Source organism: Acaryochloris sp. IP29b_bin.137 (genome assembly GCF_028285745.1).
Taxonomy (GTDB): Bacteria; Cyanobacteriota; Cyanobacteriia; order Thermosynechococcales; family Thermosynechococcaceae; genus Acaryochloris.
Genome location: NZ_JANQOP010000136.1, coordinates 1 through 23723 on the forward strand (window position 1 = coordinate 1; position 23723 = coordinate 23723).

At 49.4% G+C, this 23723-nt stretch carries 19 protein-coding genes; 5 read left to right on the forward strand and 14 right to left on the reverse strand.

All coding sequences use genetic code 11. From position 1 onward, the window contains the following. The 4 genes from thiS to Q0991_RS10350 form a co-directional block, all read right to left on the reverse strand. Positions 1-146, reverse strand: a 146-nt coding sequence (gene thiS / locus Q0991_RS10335; protein ID WP_299488111.1) for a sulfur carrier protein ThiS, incomplete at its 3' end; no start/stop codon positions are given. Between the two features lie 128 nt (positions 147-274). After that, a complete protein-coding gene (locus Q0991_RS10340) occupies positions 275-1324 on the reverse strand; it encodes a thiamine phosphate synthase (protein ID WP_299488070.1) in 1050 nt (349 codons plus the stop codon). 97 nt (positions 1325-1421) lie between these two features. Then, positions 1422-1982, reverse strand: a complete 561-nt coding sequence (locus Q0991_RS10345) for a hypothetical protein (protein WP_299488073.1) — start codon at positions 1980-1982, stop codon at positions 1422-1424. 17 nt (positions 1983-1999) lie between these two features. Beyond that, positions 2000-2479, reverse strand: coding sequence for a hypothetical protein (locus Q0991_RS10350; RefSeq protein ID WP_299488076.1), 480 nt, complete (start codon positions 2477-2479; stop codon positions 2000-2002). 516 nt (positions 2480-2995) lie between these two features. On the opposite strand from Q0991_RS10350, the gene Q0991_RS10355 reads away from it, so the two are divergent. Next, entirely contained in the window at positions 2996-4492 is a 1497-nt protein-coding gene (locus Q0991_RS10355; RefSeq protein ID WP_299488079.1) for a DUF3747 domain-containing protein, read from the forward strand. A 2-nt stretch (positions 4493-4494) separates the two neighbouring features. On the opposite strand, the gene ttcA is transcribed toward Q0991_RS10355, so the two are convergent. Together ttcA and cax are read right to left on the reverse strand one after the other, a co-directional pair. Next, the gene (gene ttcA, locus Q0991_RS10360) at positions 4495-5325 is read right to left on the reverse strand and encodes a tRNA 2-thiocytidine(32) synthetase TtcA (protein WP_299488082.1); all 831 of its coding nucleotides are present in this window, start codon (positions 5323-5325) and stop codon (positions 4495-4497) included. 243 nt (positions 5326-5568) lie between these two features. Continuing rightward, entirely contained in the window at positions 5569-6657 is a 1089-nt protein-coding gene (cax, locus tag Q0991_RS10365) for a calcium/proton exchanger (RefSeq protein ID WP_299488084.1), read from the reverse strand. 447 nt (positions 6658-7104) lie between these two features. Here cax and Q0991_RS10370 point away from each other — a divergent pair, with 447 nt between their 5' ends. Next, entirely contained in the window at positions 7105-9777 is a 2673-nt protein-coding gene (locus Q0991_RS10370) for a DUF3536 domain-containing protein (RefSeq protein WP_366524943.1), read from the forward strand. Between the two features lie 3 nt (positions 9778-9780). Here Q0991_RS10370 and Q0991_RS10375 read toward each other — a convergent pair whose 3' ends face one another. From Q0991_RS10375 to Q0991_RS10385, 3 genes are all read right to left on the reverse strand, one after another. Next, positions 9781-10884, reverse strand: a complete 1104-nt coding sequence (locus tag Q0991_RS10375) for a hypothetical protein (RefSeq protein ID WP_299488088.1) — start codon at positions 10882-10884, stop codon at positions 9781-9783. 190 nt (positions 10885-11074) lie between these two features. Next, positions 11075-11671 (reverse strand): GerMN domain-containing protein, encoded by a 597-nt coding sequence (locus tag Q0991_RS10380; protein WP_299488090.1) that lies wholly within the window; start codon positions 11669-11671, stop codon positions 11075-11077. Between the two features lie 303 nt (positions 11672-11974). Further along, positions 11975-13777 (reverse strand): proline--tRNA ligase, encoded by a 1803-nt coding sequence (locus Q0991_RS10385; protein ID WP_299488092.1) that lies wholly within the window; start codon positions 13775-13777, stop codon positions 11975-11977. A gap of 127 nt (positions 13778-13904) precedes the next feature. Here Q0991_RS10385 and Q0991_RS10390 point away from each other — a divergent pair, with 127 nt between their 5' ends. Further along, positions 13905-14663, forward strand: coding sequence for a HEAT repeat domain-containing protein (locus Q0991_RS10390; RefSeq protein ID WP_299488094.1), 759 nt, complete (start codon positions 13905-13907; stop codon positions 14661-14663). Between the two features lie 182 nt (positions 14664-14845). Here the strand turns inward: Q0991_RS10390 and Q0991_RS10395 are convergent, their stop codons facing one another. The 4 genes from Q0991_RS10395 to Q0991_RS10410 all read right to left on the reverse strand — a co-directional run bounded on the left by Q0991_RS10395 (position 14846) and on the right by Q0991_RS10410 (position 18992). Further along, on the reverse strand, positions 14846-15445 hold the full coding sequence (locus tag Q0991_RS10395; protein ID WP_366524944.1) for a rhomboid family intramembrane serine protease: 600 nt from the start codon (positions 15443-15445) through the stop codon (positions 14846-14848). A gap of 132 nt (positions 15446-15577) precedes the next feature. Continuing rightward, complete coding sequence (locus Q0991_RS10400) at positions 15578-16258, reverse strand: hypothetical protein (protein ID WP_299488099.1); 681 nt, start codon at positions 16256-16258, stop codon at positions 15578-15580. A gap of 120 nt (positions 16259-16378) precedes the next feature. Next, positions 16379-16759: a hypothetical protein gene (locus Q0991_RS10405; protein ID WP_299488101.1), complete on the reverse strand. Its 381-nt coding sequence runs from the start codon at positions 16757-16759 to the stop codon at positions 16379-16381. A 205-nt stretch (positions 16760-16964) separates the two neighbouring features. Further along, positions 16965-18992 (reverse strand): GspE/PulE family protein, encoded by a 2028-nt coding sequence (locus tag Q0991_RS10410; RefSeq protein ID WP_299488103.1) that lies wholly within the window; start codon positions 18990-18992, stop codon positions 16965-16967. A 436-nt stretch (positions 18993-19428) separates the two neighbouring features. Between Q0991_RS10410 and Q0991_RS10415 the strand changes: the two genes are divergently transcribed. Beyond that, the gene (locus tag Q0991_RS10415) at positions 19429-20898 is read left to right on the forward strand and encodes a TldD/PmbA family protein (RefSeq protein WP_299488105.1); all 1470 of its coding nucleotides are present in this window, start codon (positions 19429-19431) and stop codon (positions 20896-20898) included. Between the two features lie 73 nt (positions 20899-20971). Continuing rightward, positions 20972-22312: a TldD/PmbA family protein gene (locus Q0991_RS10420; RefSeq protein ID WP_299488107.1), complete on the forward strand. Its 1341-nt coding sequence runs from the start codon at positions 20972-20974 to the stop codon at positions 22310-22312. A gap of 4 nt (positions 22313-22316) precedes the next feature. Here the strand turns inward: Q0991_RS10420 and Q0991_RS10425 are convergent, their stop codons facing one another. Next, the gene (locus Q0991_RS10425; protein WP_299488109.1) at positions 22317-23426 is read right to left on the reverse strand and encodes an S-(hydroxymethyl)glutathione dehydrogenase/class III alcohol dehydrogenase; all 1110 of its coding nucleotides are present in this window, start codon (positions 23424-23426) and stop codon (positions 22317-22319) included. Positions 23427-23723 lie beyond the last annotated feature (297 nt).

A 23723-nucleotide genomic window follows, 5' to 3' on the forward strand; every position in this document is an offset into this window, starting at 1 on the left:
GTTTCCCAAAACTGTCGATGCAGAATTTCGCCATTGTATTCTACCGCCACGAGGCGAGGATTGAGGTTTAACTGTACCAGAAAATCTGGCAATAACATGCTGGGTGGGCAGGTTTGTCGTTCTCCGTTGACCTGGATGTCAATCATGTTTACTCAGCGGAATCATTAATATGGGCCGGTTCAGCCTGTTCCTATATTAGGTTTAACTTCAAAGCTCAACGCTAAATTTTGGATGGGGGCAGTTGAGTCAGATTGAGTCTGATTCGAACAATGATCTAAGTTGCTTGGATTTGAGTGACTTGAGGGGTGGGGGTGGGAAACTGCTGCAACATCTGTCGGACCATCTGGGTTGGAGACGGGGCATTCATAATGGCTCTGACAACGGCGACCCGTTGTGCACCCGCCGCCAAGACCTCTCCAAGATTATGCTCATCAATACCGCCAATCGCATAGTAAGGCATGGGGGCATGTTGATTAGCATAGCGAATGTACTCATGCCCCACCGCTGCTTTTCCGGCTTTAGTGGGGGTTTCATAAATCGGCCCGACGCCAATATAGTCGGCCTGTTCTTGGATAGCTCGCGCCATTTCCTGCGGATTGGTGGTTGAGCGACCGACGAGTTTATCTGGTCCGAGCAGTCGACGGGCGACGGCCATGGTCAGATCTTGCTGTCCTAAATGGACTCCATCAGCATCCACGGCAACGGCAATATCGATGCGATCGTTGACAATAAACAAAGCGTTGTATTGATGGCAGAGTTGGCATAAGGTCCCAGCCACAGCCAAACGCTGGTCATCCGCGGTTTGTTTCGCTCGATATTGGACCAGCTTTAGCCCTCCTTGCAGGGCAGCTTCGACCACTGCCACCAGTTGGTCGCTGGGGGACGTAACCAGATAGAGGGGGGCTGCCAGTAATTGCTGCAGCCGCACGCGAGGTTGTAGTTGGGTGTCCAGGGTATAAACCTGGTAGCGCATCTGCTTACAGGCCGCTGCCATATTGACATCGTAGACTTTGCTGTATTCTTCTAAAACTCGCAGCGCTTCTTGAACGCGACAAAGATTGGCTTGCACCACTGTCGGCAAGTCAGACCGGACGGCTTCTTGGGGATGGGTGATCTGGGTTCCTGGGTCATTGGGAGTGTCGCGAGCCACCCGTAGCGGTGGATGATGCCAGTGAGCCAGTTCTTGGCGGAGTTGTTTGCACTGGGTACTGAGTTGAGCATTCTCGAGGCCAAATCGACACCACTCTTCAATCACTCGCAACCCTTCCCGAGCGCGATCAAGATTGGCATCCAGGATGCGATAAAGGGTCGAGATTTCGTTCATTGTTAGTCAAGAATATGGGGGAATAAGCCTTTTCTATCCTATCAAGGGTCGCGACCGAAACCATGTCTTATGATGGAGCGAAGAAGGGCTAATATTCCTATTTTTTTAAGATTTCTAGCTGTTCTGAAAAATGTCCAGGCATCAAGTTAATACCTAAGGCTGACTTAAACAGATAAAAACTTAATAAAACAACGGCAGAAATCAATAAATTCATGGCCACAATTAGAATAAATGCGGCAACCATATTGCCTGCTTTAGTGGCTCTCGTAAGGGGATAGCGGCGTTGGCCTTTTCGGACATCTTTGCCCACCATTAAGACAACATAAAAGCGGGAGAATAATAAGTCAATAATAAATCGAATATCGATCAGTTTCGATTTGCGATTTCTGGGTGCAAGCATCTGCCCCTCAAACTGATTTGAGCTGGCATTTATGCGGGTGATTTTTTGATTTACTTCATCGGCAATTACTTGACTAATAAATGTCTTGATTTCCTGGATTTGGGATGTGTCTAAATGGGATAGAAGATTTGGATCGATTTGATGGATATAGTCAGGCAAAGTATTCGACCCTGGTAAGGGATCGATACGAGGCGTCCTTGAGCAGTCCTGGCTGGACTGGATTGAATCATTTCGATCTTCTGAGAATGATGGGGGCAACCGTGATGTCTCCTGCACTAAGTAAGGTCCAGTATGGGCATTGACTGGGGAGTGGGCATTGACCCCCAGTAGAGTAAACGACCCATAAGCATTCCTGCGCCTGTAATCATCAGCAGGCGGTAAAAGATCCCTGGGCGAGGCCAACCTAAAGTCCGAATCGCCATCTGGGCGAATGCCAGCATCAGGACAGCCCCAATTGCAAAAATCCATACTCCTACTAATGAGATTGCCCAAGTTGGCCCTTTCCAGTTCATCAGCAGAGGGGTTGCTGAAGTATATGCTGCAATCCAGACAACGGAAACAACCCATAGCATTGCGACGGCGATCGCACCCGTGCCTGCCCAGGCAACATAGGCTATTAACAGAAAGGCCCAAACCCACATCAGCAGAGGGGCGGCATAGGCGGCTAGAACCCAACCCACCGCCATGTAGGTCATTAGGAGACCGAAAAGATAAGCCCCAGCATAAATGGGGGGAGTGGTATGTTTTCTTGTCATAGGGTCAGGATGGACATTTTTGAGCAAAGATTGAACGAGCGTTGAGATAATTTGGCAGATGCGGAGGGGCATCCCAAAAAATGGAGGGATAGCTATATTATTTCTAAAAAAATAAACTAGAATCTATCTGCATATTTCCCCTGGCAGGGCACCGAGCATCTCAGCTAGGAAATATTGATTTTGCTGGTTTAAAAAAGTTTTGGAAAAAGGAAGTTATCCTCCTTTTTCTCGAACTTGATGCTCGGTTTTAGGATTTAAATAGTGATTTATACTCAGTACACTTTGGTTCCTAATCTTTAAAGTATCTCTAGCTTTGTTAAATTATATTTCACTTTTAACTTCGAGCAAAAAATAGGATAAAATTTTGCACCACCGGGCATTTTAATTTTGAGCTAAATGCGAGTTTGCGGTCGGGTAAACCTGCTTTTAGCTTGGCGGTTTGGTGTGGAATTTTCTAGGAATTTCAGCCGATTTTATTGAGCCAATCACTCACAATTGGGGAAGCAGGTAGGAGTTATGAAATATCATTTGAGTCGGGGTACTGTTGCGATCGCAAGCCTGTTTCTGAGCCTGATACTTTCACCTTCAGCCCAGGCCTATACCTTTGATCAAGTGGAGGTCGATCAACATAAATTTATTGCGATCGCAGTCCCGTTTGCCGCCGGGAAGCACTATAACCTGATTATTCTGGAGCAAATTTCCTCGGCTCGGGCCTGTTGGGAGGAACAGGCGGGGGGCGTGATCGACCCGCTCCTCCTGCAGTTCGACTTTTCGGGCATTTGCGGACGGAGTACGGATAGTAATGGGTATTCCATCCGCCAAGCGGGGCAGGACTATGCGTTGGACTATCGGCTGTCCGTGGTTAAACAAAGCGGTAACCTGGTGCTGATGGGGTATCCCTCTCGCAACCCCCGTGCCCCCAAGCTAAAAATAGGTCAAACCCAAGGGGTTACCGACGGGTTTTTGAAAATTGAGCTAGAACCGGGTTGGCGGTTTGCCAAGCGGAGTTATAACGGCAAAACCCTCGGCCATATTTATTTCACCCGGGATCAAGTCCCGAATACGAGGGCAGAGACCATCGCCGAAGCCCCGTCTGATGCAGTGCCAGCTTTTGAAGCTGAGGATGTCCCACCAGCAAAGGAATTGGATCGTCTTCCCCCTTTAGAACCACTGCCCAGTCAGGCACCTGCATCCACCGATCCCGCTCATGCTGTTCCTAAATCCAAGGGAAAAGTAGATCAGTCCCAGGAACGAGACGAATTAACGAACCTGATTACGTCTCCTATTGAAATTCCCGTGCCTAACCCCGTTCAGCCCCTCCGTTCAGCGCCTCCGGTGCCGCCATCCCATGCCCGCAAAACGCCTGGCGTGATCGCACTGCCTCGCCCCGAAACTAACTCAGAATTACCGGAGTTAACTGGAGAGAGCCCACCCCCGGTAACCTCTCCGCAATCCAGCCGATACCGACCGTCCTCCAAACGTTCCAGCAAACGGCGAAAACTCCTACGGTTGGCAGCTAAACCGCCGTTGCCATCGGGGGCCTTTTCCCAGCCCATTCCGATTCCTGTGCCTCCACCTCGCCGTGCAGCTGTTGCCTCCATCCCCAGGGCTTTACCCAGTTTGCCTGGCCCAAGACCGAGCTTCCCCCCCGGTAATATTCTGCCCGTCCCCCAAAGCAATGCTCCCTTGGGGCGCTATCGTCCGGCATCGGATATTTACTCTGCTAGCCGAGATGCCAGTCGGGCCCGTCAGTTAGCTGCAATTGCAGGCACAGGCAACCCTCCTCCGCCTCCCCTGGATGAGCGATCCAGGCTCCGTTACCGAGTGGTTGTCAAAGCGGCGAACTCAGCCGATTACAAAAGGATTAAAACCTTAGTCCCCGATGCGTTTCGATCAAGATATAAGGGCCGATCCGTCTTACAGGTGGGAGCCTATGAGAAACGCATTGAAGCAGATGAACGCCTGAATATGCTGAGCCTAGAGGGCATTGACGGTATTCTTGATATCCGTTAAGTTCATCGCGGATCCGATGGTTCAACGCTTGGCGTTTTGCCAACAGCCAAATTAACAAAGTCAAAATGCTGTGGATCCGCAAGCTGCGACAGTTCGATATTTTGCAAACTGCGAAAGATTGTTTCTAATCGTCCAGGGGTCGCCTGCTCCCAAGTTTGTAGCATTTGCTTAACTTGGACCCGTTGTAGGGTCTCCTGGGATCCACAAAGGGTACAGGGAATAATTGGAAACTGGCGTAAATCGGCATATCGCTGAATATCGGCTTCGGGGCAGTAAGCGAGGGGACGAATTACCATGTGTTGGCGATTGTCGCTCAATAGTTTAGGCGGCATTGCCTCCAGCTTGCCCGCATAAAACAGATTGAGAAAGAGGGTTTCGATAATGTCTTCTCGATGGTGGCCCAGGGCAATTTTGGTGGCCTGTTCTTCTTGGGCAACTCGATACAGAATCCCCCGCCGCAAACGGGAGCAGAGACCACACATGGTTTTGCCCGCTGGGATAACGCGTTTTACGGTACTGTAAGTATCTTCTTCGACGATTCGATAGGGAACTTGTCGTTTTTCTAAATAATTCGGTAAAACCGCTTCTGGGAAATTCGGCTGTTTTTGATCTAGATTAACGGCCAAAACCTCAAAATCAATGGGGGCAGACCGCTGTAGACTCAGCAAAATGTCCAGCATTGTATAGGAGTCTTTGCCCCCTGATAAGCACACCATAATCCGATCGTTGGCTTCGATCATGTTGTAATCTCGAATAGCCTTGCCTACTAACCCTCTTAGCCGAGCTTGCAGCTTTTTGAGTTGTTTGGAGGGATGGAGTTGAGGGGTGGTCATACACCGATTGAACGCCAGAGCCAAAAGAACTGGGCAATATCTAAGTCATCTTTAGGGCGGGATCTCACAGGGAGAGCAGCTTGCTCAATAATGGCAAAATTCTGCCTCGATCTCGAAGTGAGGGAATTTCAGCAGATGATAAGCATCTGCTTTTTATCTTACAAAGCGCTGAGGCAATCCGGGCGGCCAAACCCCATTGAGTCTGCATGCGTCGCCAGATTCTGCAGGGTCAAGCCAAGGCAATCAAGTCAGGGGATGAAAGTAGAACGCTAAGCCCAGCACGGCATAGGTCGCTAGAAGGAGGGTCCCTTCCAACCAGTTGGACTGACCATCGGAGCTAATGGAATTGGCAATCAGGACTGATACAGCAACGGCAACTAATTCGAATGGATTGAAATCCAAGTCCATGGGCTGACCAATGACCCAACCCGCTAGGACTAAGGCCGGGGCCACAAACAGGGCAATTTGCATACTAGAACCGACCGCAACGGAGACCGACAAATCCATTTTGTCTTTCATCGCTACGGTGACAGCGGTGGCATGTTCAGCCGCATTACCAATAATGGGCAGTAAAATTACCCCTGTAAATAGAGGCGTCAAGCCAATTTGTTCCGTGGCCGCTTCTAAGCTGCCGACTAAAAATTCAGATTCAACGGCAACCGCTAGGGTTGCAGCGAGTAAAACACCAATCCATAACCGTAAGTTGCCTGAGCCTTCCTCATGCTCCGCTTCTCCATCGGACTCTATTCCTGCAACCCCCACGTCAAACAAATAAGTGTGGGTTTTCATGGAGAACAGAAGCGTTAATCCATAAACCCCAATCAGCACAATGGCAACGGCAATCGAAAGATTCTGAAGAACCTGACTCTCGATGCCTTCTGCCGAGAACTTGATGGCGGTTGGCAGCAAAATGGCAATTACCGCTAGGTTCATTGAAGAGGCATTGACGCGGGCTACCACCGGTTGAAAGGTTTGCTCTTTAAACCGCAGGCCGCCGAGCAACATGGACAAGCCCATCACCAATAGCAAGTTGCCCAGGATGGAGCCCGTAATACTGGCTTTAACCACATCCACCAAACCCGCCTGAAGGGCGATAAAGGCAATAATCAATTCTGTTGCATTGCCAAAGGTGGCATTGAGCAGCCCGCCTGCGGAGGGACCAATAACCACCGCAATCTCTTCGGTTGCAGTACCCATCCAGGCGGCTAACGGCACAATGGCTAGTGCTGAGGCTGTGAATAGCGGGAGCGGTCCCCACTCTAGAAGGTCTGCTGCAATAGAGATGGGGATAAACAGCAGCAAGACAATAAAAATACGATTTTTAAGCGTCACAATTGCAGATGAGTTGGGTGTACAGATATAGCAAGATTGATCTAAGAAAACTCGCGTTTTGGGGATTGGTTGGGAAATATCGAGCCTATTTAGGGAGGGAATAAAGCTGATCCCGTAGCAAATATAAAGACTTTACCCATAGTGCCCCAGTAGACTCTTAAGATATCTTGCGATTTCCCCTATTCCCAAAAGGGATCGCCTAGGTTAAAGCCACAGATAGGTTAGCAGTTTCTTTACCTCCAGAGAATCTGATTCGGAATACGTCCGGTTTCACTACGTTAAGGACTCACCCATTATTTTTCGTCTAGCTTCGCTGCATCTCAAGTCTTTAAACCGATTCGGATGTTCGGGCTTAAGCCTTAAGCAAGCGCTATTACGCTCATCCACAGTGATTTTTTGAGTATGAATACAACGTCTTATGTTCCTGAGAATACTGAACAGGAAGGGATGATCTTAGATGTCCCGACCCAACGCCAGGCTCGCCCTTTAGAGCAGGCCGAAGGGGTATATGTGACCTTGCATGGTCATTTTTATCAGCCGCCTCGGGAAAATCCTTATTTGGGCACGATCGAACGGCAGTCCAGTGCGGCCCCTTTTCATGATTGGAATGAGCGCATATACCATGAGTGTTATCGCCCCAATGCTTTTGCCCGTATCTTTAACGACCAGGGCGAAGTCATCAATATCGTCAATAATTTTGAGTATCTCAGCTTCAATATCGGCCCGACCTTGATGAGCTGGTTGGAGACCTACGATACAGAGGTGTTTCAGCGCATTATCGAAGCCGATCGCAAAAGTTGTGAACGACTCCAAGGTCATGGCAATGCGATCGCACAGGTCTACAACCACATCATCATGCCCTTGGCGAATCACCAGGACAAAGTCACTCAGGTGCGTTGGGGGAAAGCCGACTTCCAATCTCGATTTGGCCGCGATCCCGAAGGCATGTGGTTGGCTGAAGCTGCCGTGGATATGGCCACGATTGAGGTGCTGATTGAGGAAGGAATTCGATTTATTATTCTCGCCCCATCTCAAGCTCAGCGCTGCCGTTTGATGCCTATCGCTAACGATACCGACAATACCTGGGAAGAAGTGGGGGGTGCTCAAATTGACCCCACTCGGCCCTATCGCTGTTATCTGCCAGACCGCGAACGCTATATCGATATTTTCTTTTACGATGGCCCCATCTCGCGGGATATTGGCTTTAACGCAGTACTCAGCAGTTCTCAGAATTTAGCAAATCGCTTAGGCCAGGCAGTGCGCTGCGATCGCAAGCCGTCTCAACTCATTTCGATTGCGACCGATGGTGAAACCTTTGGCCACCACAAACGCGATACGGAAAAAGCGATCGCCTATGCGTTTCACCACACCTTCCCCCAATTAGGTTGGACTGTCACTAACTATGCCCATTATTTGAGCCTTCATCCCTCCACCTGGGAAGTTCAGCTTAAGCCCGTAACCGCTTGGAGTTGTGGTCATGGGGTCGATCGCTGGCAAGCGGACTGTGGGTGCGGCGGTGAAGGTAGTTTGTGGCATCAAAAATGGCGTCGGCCTCTGCGGGATGCCCTAGATTGGCTGCGGGATCAGCTCAGCGATATCTATCAAGAAATTGGTGGGCTGCTGTTTCAAGATCCCTGGGAGACCCGGAATCGCTATATCGAGATTATGGGCCAGTTTCCGGGGCAGGGTCAGTCCGTTCCCTCTGGCGGCGGGACAGATCCCATTCAAGCCTTTCTCAAGACCCAGCAGAATCACGATCTGGCGGACGAAGAGCAGGTCGATGCCCTGCGGTTGTTGGAAATGCAACGCCATAGCCTACTGATGTATACCAGCTGTGGTTGGTTCTTTGCTGAACTCTCCCGACCGGAGGGGGTGCAGATTCTGCGGTATGCAGCTCGGGCCATTGATCTGGCAGCGGATGTGGCTGGAATCAGCCTAGAATCTGAGTTTATTCAGCGATTAGCTCTAGCCCCCAGTAATGTTGATTTATTTGAAACTGGGGCAGGGGTTTATCAGCAGTTGGTGATCCCCTCTCAAATCGATGTGCAAGCCGTTGCGGCTCACTATGCCATTACCTCGCTCTTCAATCCCTATCCGGCTCAACATCCTTATTTTTGCTACCAAGCCGAGCAAATCGACTATCAGATTCAAAGACTAGGATCACTTTCCCTAGCCATTGGCCAGCTACAGCTCACCTCTAATGTCACTTTAGAATCAGAGCATTGGGTGTTTTGTGTCCTCCACTTGGGCGGTTGGGACTTTCACTGTGGAGTCCAGTTGTTTAGTGGCCGTAAGCCATATGGTGAAATGAAGGCCAAGTTGTTTAATACGCTGCAACAGGCCAGTGCTACCAATATTGTGTTGGCGATTTCAGACGCCTTTGGTCATCAGCACTATGGTCTGCACGATCTCATCCCCGAAGAGCGGCATCGGATTATTTCCTTGCTCTCTCAAGAAACCTTAAGTCGTCTGAACCAGCTCTACACCCAAGTCTATCGAGATAACTATGGGGTCTTGATGGCCTTCCAGTACGATGATTTGGAAGTGCCGCCAGAATTGCTAACCGCAGCGCAAGTGGCCTTGAACCATCGCGCCTTAAATGCCCTTAAAGGGCTGGAAAAGGAGATGAGTGATCCAGAGTTGGAAACCTCTCAGGTGGGTGCAAGTGATTTGGCAGAACTGGCTGCGATCGCAACAGAAGCGGATCAAGCTGGCTGCTGTCTTAAACTGGATGCAGCCTACCCTTTACTCGAAGACCTGATTCTCCGCCTCCTATGGCAACTCTTCCATCAGGTGGATGTGGCGTTATTCCCCCATCGGATCCAGCGGCTACAAACCTTGCTGAACCTGGTTCATCAGCTCCAGATCAATATTCATCTTGACCGAGCACAAGAACTCTATCTACATTGTTTGCAAGCGCAACTGACCCTCCTGAACCACAGTCAAGCCATTACTCAGGCTCAATTGCTGGAACAAAACAACGACATTGCAAACGACATTGCATCAGAGCAGAATTCATCCCAGGATCACCCCATATCAATGGCTCAAATGCGTCAACTGCTCCAGTTGGGTCGTAAGCTAGCGATCGATGTCCAACCTTGGTTGGCATGCTACCAGTAAGGATTACTCCACAGATTGGCTAGCCGGTACAATCGATGACGGCGTGGTTTGGCGAAGCTGCAAGGCACTGGGCTGAGTGGTAAGCTGCCAAATCGCTAATCCGCCGACCAGAATAGTCCCCGCTAAGGACCCCATTAGGATCTTATTTTGAGTTTTCAAGCGACGAATTTGATTTATTTTCTGCTCCATCGGCGTCGGCAAAGCCGTGACTTTAAACGAATCCATTAAGGTCTTGGTTTGAGTTTTTAAGTAACGCGACTGAAGGGGGGTGTTCTCCGTTGACGGAGGCATAGCTTGAGCATCAGGGGAGATCGGTAAACTTGCAGATGGCGGATTCTCGATGGGTAAATCAGAAGTGCAGGGGGCAGATGCAACCGTCCCCAGAGACGTTTTGGAGATACTATCGGCTATTCCAGGATCAGCGGCTTTAATTTCTGCAGACGAAACGGATGGGATGCTGTTGGTCGGTGAGGTTGCAGGATGTTGATCAACAGAATCTTCACCCACTGAGCGTTGTGGCCCGGCTAGTAAATCATCGGCAGATAAGACCATACCGTTAGGCTGATGGTTTTGGGGACTGCCTAGAGTGACTGCTGCCGTACCGTCCATGTCAGCACTCATAACATCAGGAATGTCCGAAGCAGTGTCTACAGGGTTAGGTGTGGCTGATTCCTCCAATGTATCTTTCTCAGTAACGGTCTGCTGTTGAGGCAATGGAGGAGCCTGTTTTTCTGTCGTGTTCGATGCAGGTTCAACTTTTGGCGCAGCCTTCTGCTGCTGAACCGCTTTGGCTTTGGGGTCAGGAAAAGCCACTTTTCGCTTTAGCCAATTCACGATTAACTCAGGACAGTTTTTCTTAAACCAGTAGTAGCCATAGCGTTTGGCGATGGGCTTCGACATCCCCGCCAGGGCTTTGGTGAGTTGGTTTAAGGAGTCGTTTTGAACCTTGTTATTGATAAAGTTAACCGCGCCTACATCGTAAAGGCACTCAATCATTAACTTAATGGTGGTTTCTTCATTTTCAGTGAGATGTTGTAGCAGGACGAGTACATCCTGCATCCGCTGCTGCTCCCGTTTTTCTTCTTCGGGGCTTTTGGAAACCGTCATAAACTTGGTTCTGGAATGGAGAATGGGGATATCGCTATTATGGTCGGCACGGGAGTGATCCGTAAACTGACCCCAAGGTAGAGAAGGTCAACGCTCATCCAAGGTCAGTTAATCTAGACCCAATATCAAGAGCCTAGACTTAGGATTCCCATGGACTGAAAAAACTCACGGATGCCGACAAGGCAATCGTCTAAAGAGAGAAATTCTCCTCAAATTCCTTGCGCGTCATTGGTTGTGAAATGATTAATCCTTCGCCTGATAAAACCTCTAAAGGTTCACCATCAATGGAGATCCAAACTGCTTCTTTCGGATCGAGACTGCTGGCTGTATAAACAATCTGCCCGAGGCGAGCCTGCATGGATTTCGTCCCTCCACCCGTGGTAAAGTCCCTAGACAAATCAATGCGAACGCCGTCATCTTGTAATTTCAGACTATTGAGTTGAGTTTTCTCAGGGATGGCATTGGTTTTATCAGCGTTAGCGGGTCCTTCCAGTAATCGATTGAACGCCACCACTAGTTTTTCCTCAGACGTGGCATTCTCAAGAGAATCTACAGGAATTTTGGTGGGTTCTAGCACCAACTGTTCCTGATCTTTATAGGCGATCCAATAAACGGCAAGTTCAGGCTTGGCAATGGGCGGATCGGCTTGTTCTGGGGTTGGTGAAACAGAAGGCGAGGGACTCGTTTCTGTTGTCTGCTGGGGTTGGCAGCCAAATCCTCCCATCACCAAGGCGATGCCAACCAGCCCTCCCCAGAACCTTCTACGTGGGTACTGTAGTTGTGCCATGTTTGGACTTTATCCTCTATAGATACGTCTAGGTCGGGTGAAAATGGGGCCATTAGGTCTAGCCTAACTCAAGGAATTTAATCTGGGTTTATGGGTGGACACCCTGACAGAATGACACCCTTTAGAATGCCATGCTTATCAGGTGTTCGACGGACCAAGCTTTCCTCCCTCGAAATGAGATTGAGCGGCGGTCAAAACCAAACCCTTTAAAACGTCTAGAATTAGCCTGTATAAGGACGGATTTGTAAACGCGTTAGTTCCAAAGTCATGGACCATTAAAAGGTCTTTATCCGACCAGACCCCCTAAGCAGAAATGGCTTGAGCTATATATTCTTTAAGAGTGGGTAAAACCTGGTCCAACGCAATTTGATGAGCAGCATGAGTGGCCCGTTCTACTAATTCAACTTTTCCTTCCTTTAAGGATCGCCCCGTCACAATTCGATAAGGAATCCCGATCAAATCCGCATCTTTGAACTTAACGCCCGCCCGCTCCGTTCGATCGTCCAGCAAGGTTTCTATCCCTGCCGCGTTCAGTTCGCTGTAAAGTTGTTCGGCGGCTTCAACCTGGGCGCTATCTTTCCCATTGGGGATAATGACGATGGCTTGGTAGGGTGCGATCGCAACTGGCCAAACCATCCCATTATCGTCATAAGATTGTTCTACTGCTGCTTGGGCTAGGCGAGAGACGCCAACCCCGTAGCAGCCCATCACGAGGGGTTGCTCTTTACCTGCTTCATTTGTATAGGTCGCCCCTAACGCCTGGGAGTACTTCGTCCCTAACTGGAAAATATGACCAATTTCAATCCCCCGAGCGGTTTGTAAGGTTTGTTTGGGATCGTGTACCGCTCGATCGCCGACCAGAGCCGTGCGAATATCCACCACCTGTTTCGGTAAGGGAATATCCGTTTTCCAGTTAACGCCAACTTGGTGAAAGCCCACTTCATTGGCCCCCGTCACAAAATTCTTGAGGTCTACAGCCGTTTGATCGACTAGCCGGACAAACTGACCATACACCTGTTTGGATTTTTGAATATAGCTGTCTGCTAAGTCAGGGGCAATATATCCCAGCGGTAAAGGCTGACTTGCCCATTTGGTCTCTGCTTCCGCCACATTCAGGGCAATCAGGGCTTTGCCTTTCACCCCTTCGCCCAACTTGACTAACTCATTCTGCAACTTCACTTCATTGACGGCTTGATCGCCCCGCAGGCTGACTAACGCCAAGATCGTCTGGCCATTGTCATAAACGGCTTCGTAGAGCACCGTTTTGACGACCTGAGTAGGAGAGCATTGCAAACAATCACAGAGTTTGGCGATGGTATCTGTCCCCGGTGTTTCTTTCTTTTCTAGGGCCTTGAAGGCGGAAGGTTGAGCGTCCGCAGGCAGGGACACCGCTTTTTCCACATTGGCGGCATAGTTGCCATCTTCGGTATAGAGAACCTCATCTTCCCCCGCTTCAGCCAACACCATAAACTCTTGGGATCCAGATCCCCCAATCGCGCCTGAATCTGCATCCACAGCCCGATAGGCCAGACCACAGCGCCCCAGGATATTGCAGTAAGCATTATGCATTTTGCTGTAAATAGCCTTGAGATCGGCTTCATCGGCGGAGAAGGAATAGGCATCTTTCATAATGAATTCCCGTCCGCGCATCAGGCCAAACCGAGGACGAATCTCATCGCGGAACTTGGTTTGAATTTGATAGAGATTGATTGGTAACTGGCGATACGAACGAATCATATCCCTTGCGATCGCAGTGATCACCTCTTCATGGGTGGGGCCTAACCCCAATTCTCGATCCTGGCGATCCTGGAGGGCAAACATAATGCCTTCAGCTTGCGTATACGTGTCCCATCGCCCCGATTCTTGCCAGAGTTCAGCAGGCTGGATCTGAGGCAATAAACATTCTTGAGCCCCAGCCGCATCCATTTCTTCCCGCACAATCTGGGACACCTTTTGCAGCACTCGCCACATCAACGGCAAATAGGCATAAATCCCACTGCCGACTCGACGAATATACCCAGCCCGAAGGAGTAGTTTATGACTGGGGATCTCTGCTTCCGCTGGGTCTTCTCTCAGCGTCACAAACAGCATTTGAGATAGCCGCATGGTATCCTCTTAAACTCCTATTTTGCTTTATCAGTCTAGACGATCGACCTGTACTTGCAACCCAGTTTTGAAATCAATCTGCATTTTCGCCAAATCCTATGGGTGTGAGTGTTGTACAGTTACAGTTATGTATAACGAAGAAGACCTTAGCCTGCTAGATGATGAGGATAGCTTAGAAAGTCCTCTGGACCATATGGCCGCAGTTGACGACCCTGCGGTAGAAGCTGCTAAGCCCGATGTCGAAGAGATGCTGCAATTACTCTCATCAACCGACACGACTCAACGGATGATTGCAGCACGAGCATTTTGTGAACTGCAGGACTCCCGAGCCATTCCTCCTCTGATTCAGCTCCTATCTGATGCCTGCCCCTTACTCCGGGTAAGTGCTGCTTATGCGTTGGGGCGAAATCCCAGCGACGACGCAGTGTTGCCATTAATTCAGCAATTTAACCAAGATTGGAATGGCTATGTCCGCAAAGGCGTCGTGTGGGCGTTGGGGAATTGTCGAGATTCGCGCGTCCTGGAACCGCTGATCGATGCCCTGCAAAACGATATTTCGGCAGTGCGTTTATGGGCAGCCAGTTCCCTCGGCCAATTGGCTGACATCTCGCCGGACGTCACCACCGCTGCGATTCCTCCTCTTATCCACACCCTTCAGAGTGAATCTATGGCTCCTGTGCGAAGTAATGCCGTATGGGCCCTTGGTCAGCTCAGCCAAGCTCTGCAGACAGGGGAGGTTTATAAACGAGCTTTAGACGCTATGATCAAAGCCCTCAGTGATGAAGATCTGGGGGTCCAAGAAGATGCCAAGAACGCGTTGTTAAAGCTGTCTGATCCAAAAGGATTACTGGCCGTTGAAGAATTGGAGAGTCTGGGGTCACTGTAGCCTGAGTACGGAATCACGCAAGCATAAACTTGGGGCTGGCAGGAGCAAGGGAACTGATGCCCTGCTGATTCATTGGCATCCCTTCACAACGGCCAGGGATTCGTCAGGGTTGGATAACACAAGTCAATTGGTGTGTTCACAAGAGTTGCCATCGCCATCACACGATCATATCAATTGGGCCTTCAGACCCTTGTAAGTTCATTGATCCATTCCTGGATCTGAGGCAGATAGTAGGCACACAGTCCGCCAGTCAGCACTCCCAATAAATGGCCTTGCCAAGATACCCCCCGCCTTAGGGGTAGAACGCCCCACAACGTGCTGCCGTAGAGGAGGCCAACGAGAGTCGCGGTTGCGATCGCAACTGGGCTTTGCTCAACGTAACCATTCGTCAGCAAAAACCCCAGATAGCCAAATACCAAGCCACTCGCCCCAATATGATTGGATTTAGAACCCGCAAAGAGCCAGACCCCTGCTCCCCCAAGCAACCAGACAACGGCAGTAACGACCACAAATACTTCGGTCGAGCGCACTAGAATGAGCCAGCCCAGCACCACCAGCGGTACCGTATTCATCGACAGATGCCGGAGGTTGCCATGGAGAAGTGGGGCCAACAGAATTCCCCGCAAACCAATCCACCGCCGAGGTAAAATACCAAATCGATTCAGCCAGCCCCTCAATAATAGGGTGTCTGCGATCTCTAGAACCCAGAGCACGCTAATAAATCCGCCCAAAATGCGGACATGTAGCCCCCATTCAGGGTAAGTCACTGCCTCAAAGTTCATAAACTTCATTTCCCCGAATAATTCCGTGATCGCAGCCAGCAAAACCTCCAACAACTTAGCAATCCTTGAAAGAAACATGACAAAAAAGGAACTTGGTCTTCGCTTTCAAATCGATTACCATCCTGCCGCGTTTTAAGGGATCAGATTACGCTCACAATCCTGGCGGGGAGTTGAACCCATATTACAAATCTCTTGATCCCGTGAGCGAGCATAAACAATTTCCTCCCCATAAAGTTTGACTTGAAGCTGATCTATCTCATGGCCATAGGCGAGATGAATAGCAAAAAAATCACTGTTAGTACTAGACGTATTTTCCCTGTAAAACGGATTAGACGTGTGATAGTTATAGACCGACCGACATAGTAGTCCCGACAAACGGCATTGAATAAGAAGCTCATCACCGTAGTTATCATCCGTTCGTAACGTTGAAAAGGCCGTGTAATAGGTTTGATGCCAAGGCTGAATTTCAAGGGCGGACCCTGGTTGCAACGTAATTAAGGAAGGAGCAAGCATAAATGCTGTGAGGGGCAGGATTGGCCAGTATCTCAATCGTCTTTGCCAGGAACGTCGATATCGTTTCGGTATTGTTAAGCAAAACAGTGAGATCGCGGCCATGGGGATAAACGTATACCAGTTCAGCAGTAGCAGAAAAAGCTCTATTGAGCCCATAAACTGGCTGTAGAACACAGCTATTAAATATGGCCCTGCAAAGTAGCCATCTCTCAACAGAGGGTAGAGAACCCATCCGTAAGTTGTCACCACCAGAATAGGGATCACCCAAAGACAACGAGATAACCAACTGGGAAATTGCATTTGATTGACTTCAGATAGGATTAGGCATAAAACTAGCCCAATTGTTTAATTGGGTTGATCAATAAACCGGTAGAGAAAACAGGCATAGAGAAATTGAAGATCTATAATTGTGGACCCCTATTAAGGTACTAGAGCATCCGGAATCTCCAGGATATGCCAATAGACCAGGCCCACAACCACAAGGGTATACAGAGTGGAACTGCCTAATCCTATCCAAAGTTCTCGTCGCCAGGATCGGGGTTGATCGGCCATCGCCATATCCAAAGCACCGGATTGCATCATCACTATCCCTAAAACGTTTGAGAGCCAATATCCGGCAATGGTGGCGGGTAAAAAAGCTTCAGGGAATACCCAACCCATGGCATAGCCAAAAGCATAAGCAATCGGCAGGTTAAAGAATAGATCGTTCCACCAAGACAAAGGAGAAAGCATATAGCCTACACCAATCAGAAGGGTATTCTTAGCCGTCTTGCCGTTGAAAATCTGGGTTAGAAAGGACACGAAAGGGGAAAGATCATTTTGGAGACATCCTCCCATACGATATCAAGTCAGCCTGTGATCAAGCTGGAGCTGCCCCGTTGCGGTTGGACATCAAATTGCGTCTCTTACACGAAATACAAAGTATTTCAATTACCCATGATTGCTATTTCTCAAATGGCGCACATGCTGCTAAGGGGTAAGACCAAGCATGATTCGCAGTGAAGTCTTAGGGCTGATTGGCAGGATGATGCTCGGAGAATCTGGGGGTAAGGCAGTAGGGACAGTCCAACCATTCTGACAATAGACCGGCGTTACAGACATGGCAGTTGAGAGCGGTTTTCCGTTTCGCTTTCAGTTCAGCTTTTAATCCGCTATCCGAGAAGGTCACCCGCTCTACTTCCTCGAGAGACGTCTCCCCTTTTTCAACTAACTTCAAGCTATAGGCTAACAGGGTTTGCATCCCTTCTTCGACGGCAACTTCTTTGATATGCTCAGTGGGTGCCCCTTCTGTAATCAGTGCCTTCAGCTTTTCGCTTACCTGCATCACTTCATAGACCCCGCACCGCCCGGAATAACCAATGCCAGAACAAGTTGGACAGGCATCTTCGGTATTGGCCGTCGCCAAAATATCGTCAGAGGTGGATGTATTAGCTTTGTAAAAGGTGATTTCTGTTTTCCCGGAGGTGACTAGCCCAAACTGCGCTAGCTTTTCCGGTGATGGCTGATAGGGAATGCGACAGTCTGGGCAGAGCCGTCGTACCAGGCGCTGAGCCACGACGCCCAACAAGGAGGCGGAAACCATAAAGGGCTCTACATCCATCTCAGCTAAACGGACAATGGCACTGGCAGCATCATTGGTGTGCAAGGTGGTTAACACCAAGTGACCTGTGAGGGCTGCTTCAATTGCAGTTTTGGCCGTTTCTTTGTCGCGTGTCTCACCCACGAGGAGGACATCGGGATCTTGCCGAAGAAAAGCCCGTAGGATGGATGCAAAGTCCATGCCTTTTTCCCGCAACACCTGCACCTGGGTAATGCCTGGTAAGGTATATTCAATCGGATCTTCAACGGTACTGATGTTCACTTCTGGCGTATTGCGTTCCGTCAGGGCTGAATACAGCGTGGTCGTTTTACCAGAACCGGTTGGACCCGTGACCAAAATTAAGCCAAAGGGACGATCGACCATTGATCTCACCAGTTCTAGGCTGGTTGGATCGTCAATCAAATTGTTGAGTCCCAACTGCATAGAAGAGTTGTCTAGGATCCGCAACACCACTTTCTCGCCATACCGACTTGGCAAGGTGCTAACCCGAAAGTCAACTTTACGCCCCTGAAACAGCCTCAAAATCCGCCCATCCTGAGGGAGACGTCGCTCAGCAATGTCTAAGTTGGCGATAATTTTAAATCGGGAAACCAGGGCCGGGGTAATCCGCCGGGGTAAAGGCTGGAAAGCATTGTGAAGCAGGCCATCTTTTCGAAACCGAACGCGTAAATTCTCCTCTTGCGGTTCGATATGAATATCAGAAATCTGATTCTGCAACGCCTTGGCTAGAATCTTGTTGACTAGGGAAATGATGGGGGCGGCATTTTCGTCGAGCAATGCCTCGTCTAAGTTGACCTCCGTATCATTAGTGGAAAGATCTTCAATCCCTCCCAGTCGATCCAAATCGTCTTCCAACCCATATTCAACGGGTAAATTTTCTTGGATGGTGGCCTGGCGTTTGGCTTGCGCATCTAGGAACTTGGCGATTAGCATTTGGAACGTATCCAAATCTAAGACCATCCGCTGAAAGGTCATCCCATTGGATCGCAGCAGGTAATCGATATCATCAATGGCACTGAGGTGATCGGGATTGACCATCCCAACCCGGACGACAGGCGGATCAGTTTCTTCGTTGAGTGAAAGCGGTAATAATTGATAGCGACGACAGTAATCCAACGGAATAACGGTGCGGATCAGACGATCAACCTCCTCGAAGTCAATCTGAGTCAGCTCTGGATCGAGACAGTCTAGACCATAAAGAATCTTCAGCTCAAACAACTGTTGACGTTTGATTTGCCGAAGCAAGCGGGGAGGGAGTGGCTTCCCCGTCATTTTCTGGAGAATAGCTAATAAAGAGCGGCCTTTGCGCCGACTCTCATATATCGCTTCGCGCAAGCGGGTCTGGTCTACATATCCACTCCTGAGAATTTTTTCATTTGAAGGAGAAAAATTATTTCTAACGAGCAAATCCCGCTTATCCGAGTTATTCTCCATGACGATAAAAATAGGTATTTAATTTAGAGGTGCAAAAGAAAAAGGTTTTTACTGACAAATATTTGAAGTTATGGGGAAAATTCAAGACTAAAGCAGATTTATCACTCGTCTTCTATCAATACCACAAACATACTGGCACTAACAATCCTATGATTTTTGTTTTCATGACAATCAATTCCTTTCCCAGCAATGGCTTGAGCAGATAGGCATCGTTTACAAAATTTTAGCGATTGATGCCGTTAATGATCTGTTTTCTCTGATCTCAATTGGGCGTTATTGGACCAATATTTTTCTGGTTGAAGAAGTATACTCCGGTAAATATTGGGCGGGGCCTGAAGGCTTTAGCTGATTTTGTTACACTGACTACATCAGTGCTTCGCCCCCGATTTGCTGATAGGTTTCGCCCATCTGCACCCCATTGGAATCATCCTGATTTATGTCTCCAACTGCACTCCTTTCCCAAGAACTGCCTACATTGGATTATTCTGCAACCCGCGATCGCTTTGACGATACCTGGAGATCGCCCTTATCAACCCTATTGGGTTTAGGCCGAGCGGCTGGAGCCGATTTTGTGGAGTTTTTCCTAGAGCGGGTCAACTATATTAGTTGCCTCGCCGAAGAAGATACGATTACCAGCATCTCCCCCCGGCTGGTGGCGGGTGCGGGCGTTCGCGTATTCCTGGGCAAAGGGGATTGCTACGTCAGTACCAATGATATGAGTTTCAAGGGTCTGAAATCGGCCTTAGAAAAAGCGCTCTCGATCTTGGGATTAAATCTGCCAGGTCCGCAGGCGTTTGTCCCTGAAATTAACCTGGAGCTGCTGCGCGACTATGTCGCCGTTAATGGCAAAGAGGCGTGGCTGTCCAACTGTAGCTCCATGCAAGAAATGGGCGATATTTTGCTAACGGCAAATGCCCAACTCAACAAAGACGCCGATCATGTGCAGTCCCGCCGCGCCACCTACTTCCGAGATTGGCAGGAAGTTTTAGTGGCAGCTAGCGATGGGGTATTTGCTCGCGATATCCGCCTGACTCAATCCGTTGGCTATAGCTTGCTCTGTGCAGAAGGTAGCGATCGCGCCTCGATCAACAAGCGGGTTGGTGCCACCAACAACCCTAATTTCCTCCGCTCCTGGCAGTATGCCGAAGATTCAGCAGAAGTCTCAGAATCTGCCGGACAGATGCTCCATGCGGACTATGTGGAGTCTGGTAATTATCCGATTATTATGGCCAATGAGTTTGGCGGAGTGATCTTCCATGAAGCCTGTGGTCATCTACTAGAAACCACTCAGATTGAACGGCAGACCAGTCCGTTCTCGGAAATGAAAGGTCAAAAAATTGCCCATGAGAATCTAACCGCCTGGGATGAAGGCTTGTCTCCCAATGCCTTTGGCTCCATTGATATGGACGACGAAGGCATGCCTGTGCAGCGCACCCTATTGATTGAAAACGGCATTCTCAAGAATTTCTTGTCTGACCGAGCTGGCTGTATCCGCACCGGACATCCTCGCACGGGCAGTGGCCGCCGGCAAAGCTATACCCATGCAGCCGCGAGTCGGATGCGCAATACCTATATTGCCCCCGGTAACTTCACCAATGATGAGCTGTTTAACTCGGTGGAGAAGGGCATCTATTGCAAAAAGATGGGGGGCGGCAGTGTCGGCCCCACGGGCGAGTTTAACTTTGGGGTAGATGAAGCCTATCTGATTGAGAATGGCAAGATCACCAAGCCCCTAAAAGGCGCGACCTTGATTGGGGAAGCCAAGGAGATTATGAAGCGAATTTCCATGTCCTCCCAAGATTTGGGCCTAGCGGCGGGCTTCTGCGGCTCCATTAGTGGCAGTATCTACGTCACGGTGGGACAACCCCATATCAAGGTGGACGAGATTACTGTAGGTGGTCGTTAAATCGTCATTGCCTCAAGATATTACACCTATCAATTCCAGAGAATACACCTAAAAAATAGGAGAACCCGTTAGCGTGTCTGATGTTGCTACCATCGCTGCGATCGCAAAAGAAAAAGCCCAAGCCTTAGGCATTCAAAAGTTTGATGTCTGTGGGTCTACCGTCGATGAAGCCAGCGTCCAAGTTGATCAAGGTGAACCTAAACAGGTCAAAGCTTCTAAACGCTCTAGCGTGATGGTTCGCGTTTGGAATGAAGCCAATACCGTCGGCGTCACCACCACCAGCGAAGTGGATGAGCTGGGACTCGAACTCGCCCTTAAAACGGCCCAAGAAGCCAGTGCTTTCGGGGCAAAAGAGCATGTGCCGGACTTCAGTCCAGAAGCTACCGCCACTCTGGACGCCGCCCAATCTGAGCTAGTGCCCCAGGCAGAAATTGCCACCCTAATCGATAACTTGGTACAGACCGAAGCGAAATTAATGGACGCCCATGATGCCATTTCAGGCGTTCCTTATAACGGCCTCGCTCAGCGGGATGCCCAGCGGTTCTATCTCAACAGTGAAGGGGCCATGCGCCAAGAAGCTCGGTCCTCTAGTTCGGTGTATCTCTACAGTGTGACGGAGCAGGAAGGTAAACGTCCCCGTAGTGCTGGCGCATATCGAGTCAGCCAAGGTCTAGATCAGCTCGACATTGAGGGGTGCTTGCAAGAGACTGCAGAAAAGACTATCAGTCACCTTAACTACCAGCCGATTACCTCTGGAAAGTATCGCGTTGTCTTGTCTGCTGAGGCATTCCTCAGCTTGTTAGGTGCGTTTTCCAATCTGTTTAATGCCCAAAGCGTACTCGATAACCGCAGCTTATCTACGGTTGAGTCCCTAGGCACAGAAATAGCATCCCCCCTGCTCTCCGTTGCCGATGATGCTCTCCATGCTGACAATGTGGGTAAAACCACCTTTGATGACGAAGGAACTCCTACACGACGTATTCCAATTATTGATAAAGGAGTACTCATGAATTTCCTTCATAGTTCAGGAACGGCTAAACGTCTTGATGCTCAACCCACTGGCCATGCCAATTTGGGAGCCAAGGTCACCGTGGGGCCACATTTCTACCATGTGTTTGCCGCCAGTACTCCTGAGCAAACTTACAGCTTAGAGACTGCCGAAAATGTGGTCTTTATTGATGATGTTCAAGCCCTGCATGCTGGTGTCAAAGCACTCCAAGGCTCTTTCTCGCTACCTTTCGATGGTTGGCTCGTCAATAAAGGGGAGAAAATCAGTATCGAATCTGCCACCGTTGCCGGTGACTTCCGAGATCTGCTCAAATCAATTATCTATGTCGAATCTGAGGCAGAACTTACACCTGGTGGAATCTGCCCCAGAATCTGGGTCGATGAGTTATCCATTACGGGCGAATAGCACCCTAAAAGTTGATCACACTCCGAATCGATTCGCCCTTATGCATTAGGTCAAAGGCATCATTGATTTGGTCTAAGGGCATGGTATGGGTAACTAGAGAATCGATATCGATCTTGCCATCCATATACCAATCGACAATCTTAGGTACATCCGTGCGTCCTTTTGCGCCTCCAAAAGCTGTGCCTTTCCAAATTCGTCCGGTGACTAACTGAAAAGGACGGGTACTAATTTCTTGGCCTGCACCTGCCACTCCAATAATGATGCTTTCTCCCCAGCCTTTGTGGCAGCATTCCAGGGCTTGGCGCATCACCTCAACATTGCCGATGCACTCAAAGCTATAGTCGGCACCACCTTTCGTTAGATCCACCAGGTAAGGGACTAAATCCCCTTCTACCTCCTTAGGATTAACAAAATGGGTCATGCCCAATTTCTCTGCTAGAGGCCGCTTTGCGGGATTGAGATCGACCCCGACAATCATATTAGCTCCCACTAGGCGGGCAGCTTGAATCACGTTTAGGCCAATCCCGCCTAAACCAAAAACGACCACATTGGCCCCCGGCTCCACTTTGGCTGTATTGATGACTGCTCCGATGCCTGTAGTCACCCCACAGCCAATCAAACAGACCTTATCAAAAGGAGCATCTTTGCGAATTTTGGCTAGGGAAATTTCAGGCACCACTGTGTAGTTGGCAAAGGTGGAGGTACCCATATAGTGAAATAACGAATCATTACCCAGAGAAAAGCGGCTAGAGCCATTGGGCATTAATCCTTTGCCCTGGGTCGAGCGAATGGCCTGACAAAGGTTGGTTTTACCGCTTAAGCAATATTCGCAGACTCGGCATTCCGGTACGTACAGCGGAATCACATGATCACCCGGCTTAAGAGATTTAACTTCAGATCCGACTTCAACGACGACACCTGCGCCTTCATGCCCCAAGATGGCGGGGAATAATCCTTCTGGATCAGCGCCCGATAAGGTGTACGCATCCGTATGGCAAACCCCTGTAGCCTTTATCTCCACCAAGACTTCCCCCGCTTGGGGACCTTCTAAATCGACTGTCTCAATGGTGAGGGGCTGTCCGGCTGCTTGGGCCACCGCTGCTTTGACCTTCATCTTCGATCTCCAAAGGGGGTATGCGCTTTTAACTATACGGCCTAACACGACTGTAGCAGCGATATCGTGTCATTTAGTATAGATGAACCAATTTATACAACAAATTTACGTTGTTACATCAATCCGCACGCAGCCACTGCTGAAAAAAGCCCCCTGAATGCAGGGGGCCAACATCATGGATTCATCAGGTCCAAACTCAGACTGCTACTGGTTCTTCCGCAGGCTGGACATGTGATTCAGGATGCACCTTCGCTAGCATCTGTCGAAGCCCCTCGCCCTCAATCACCTCCGACTCCA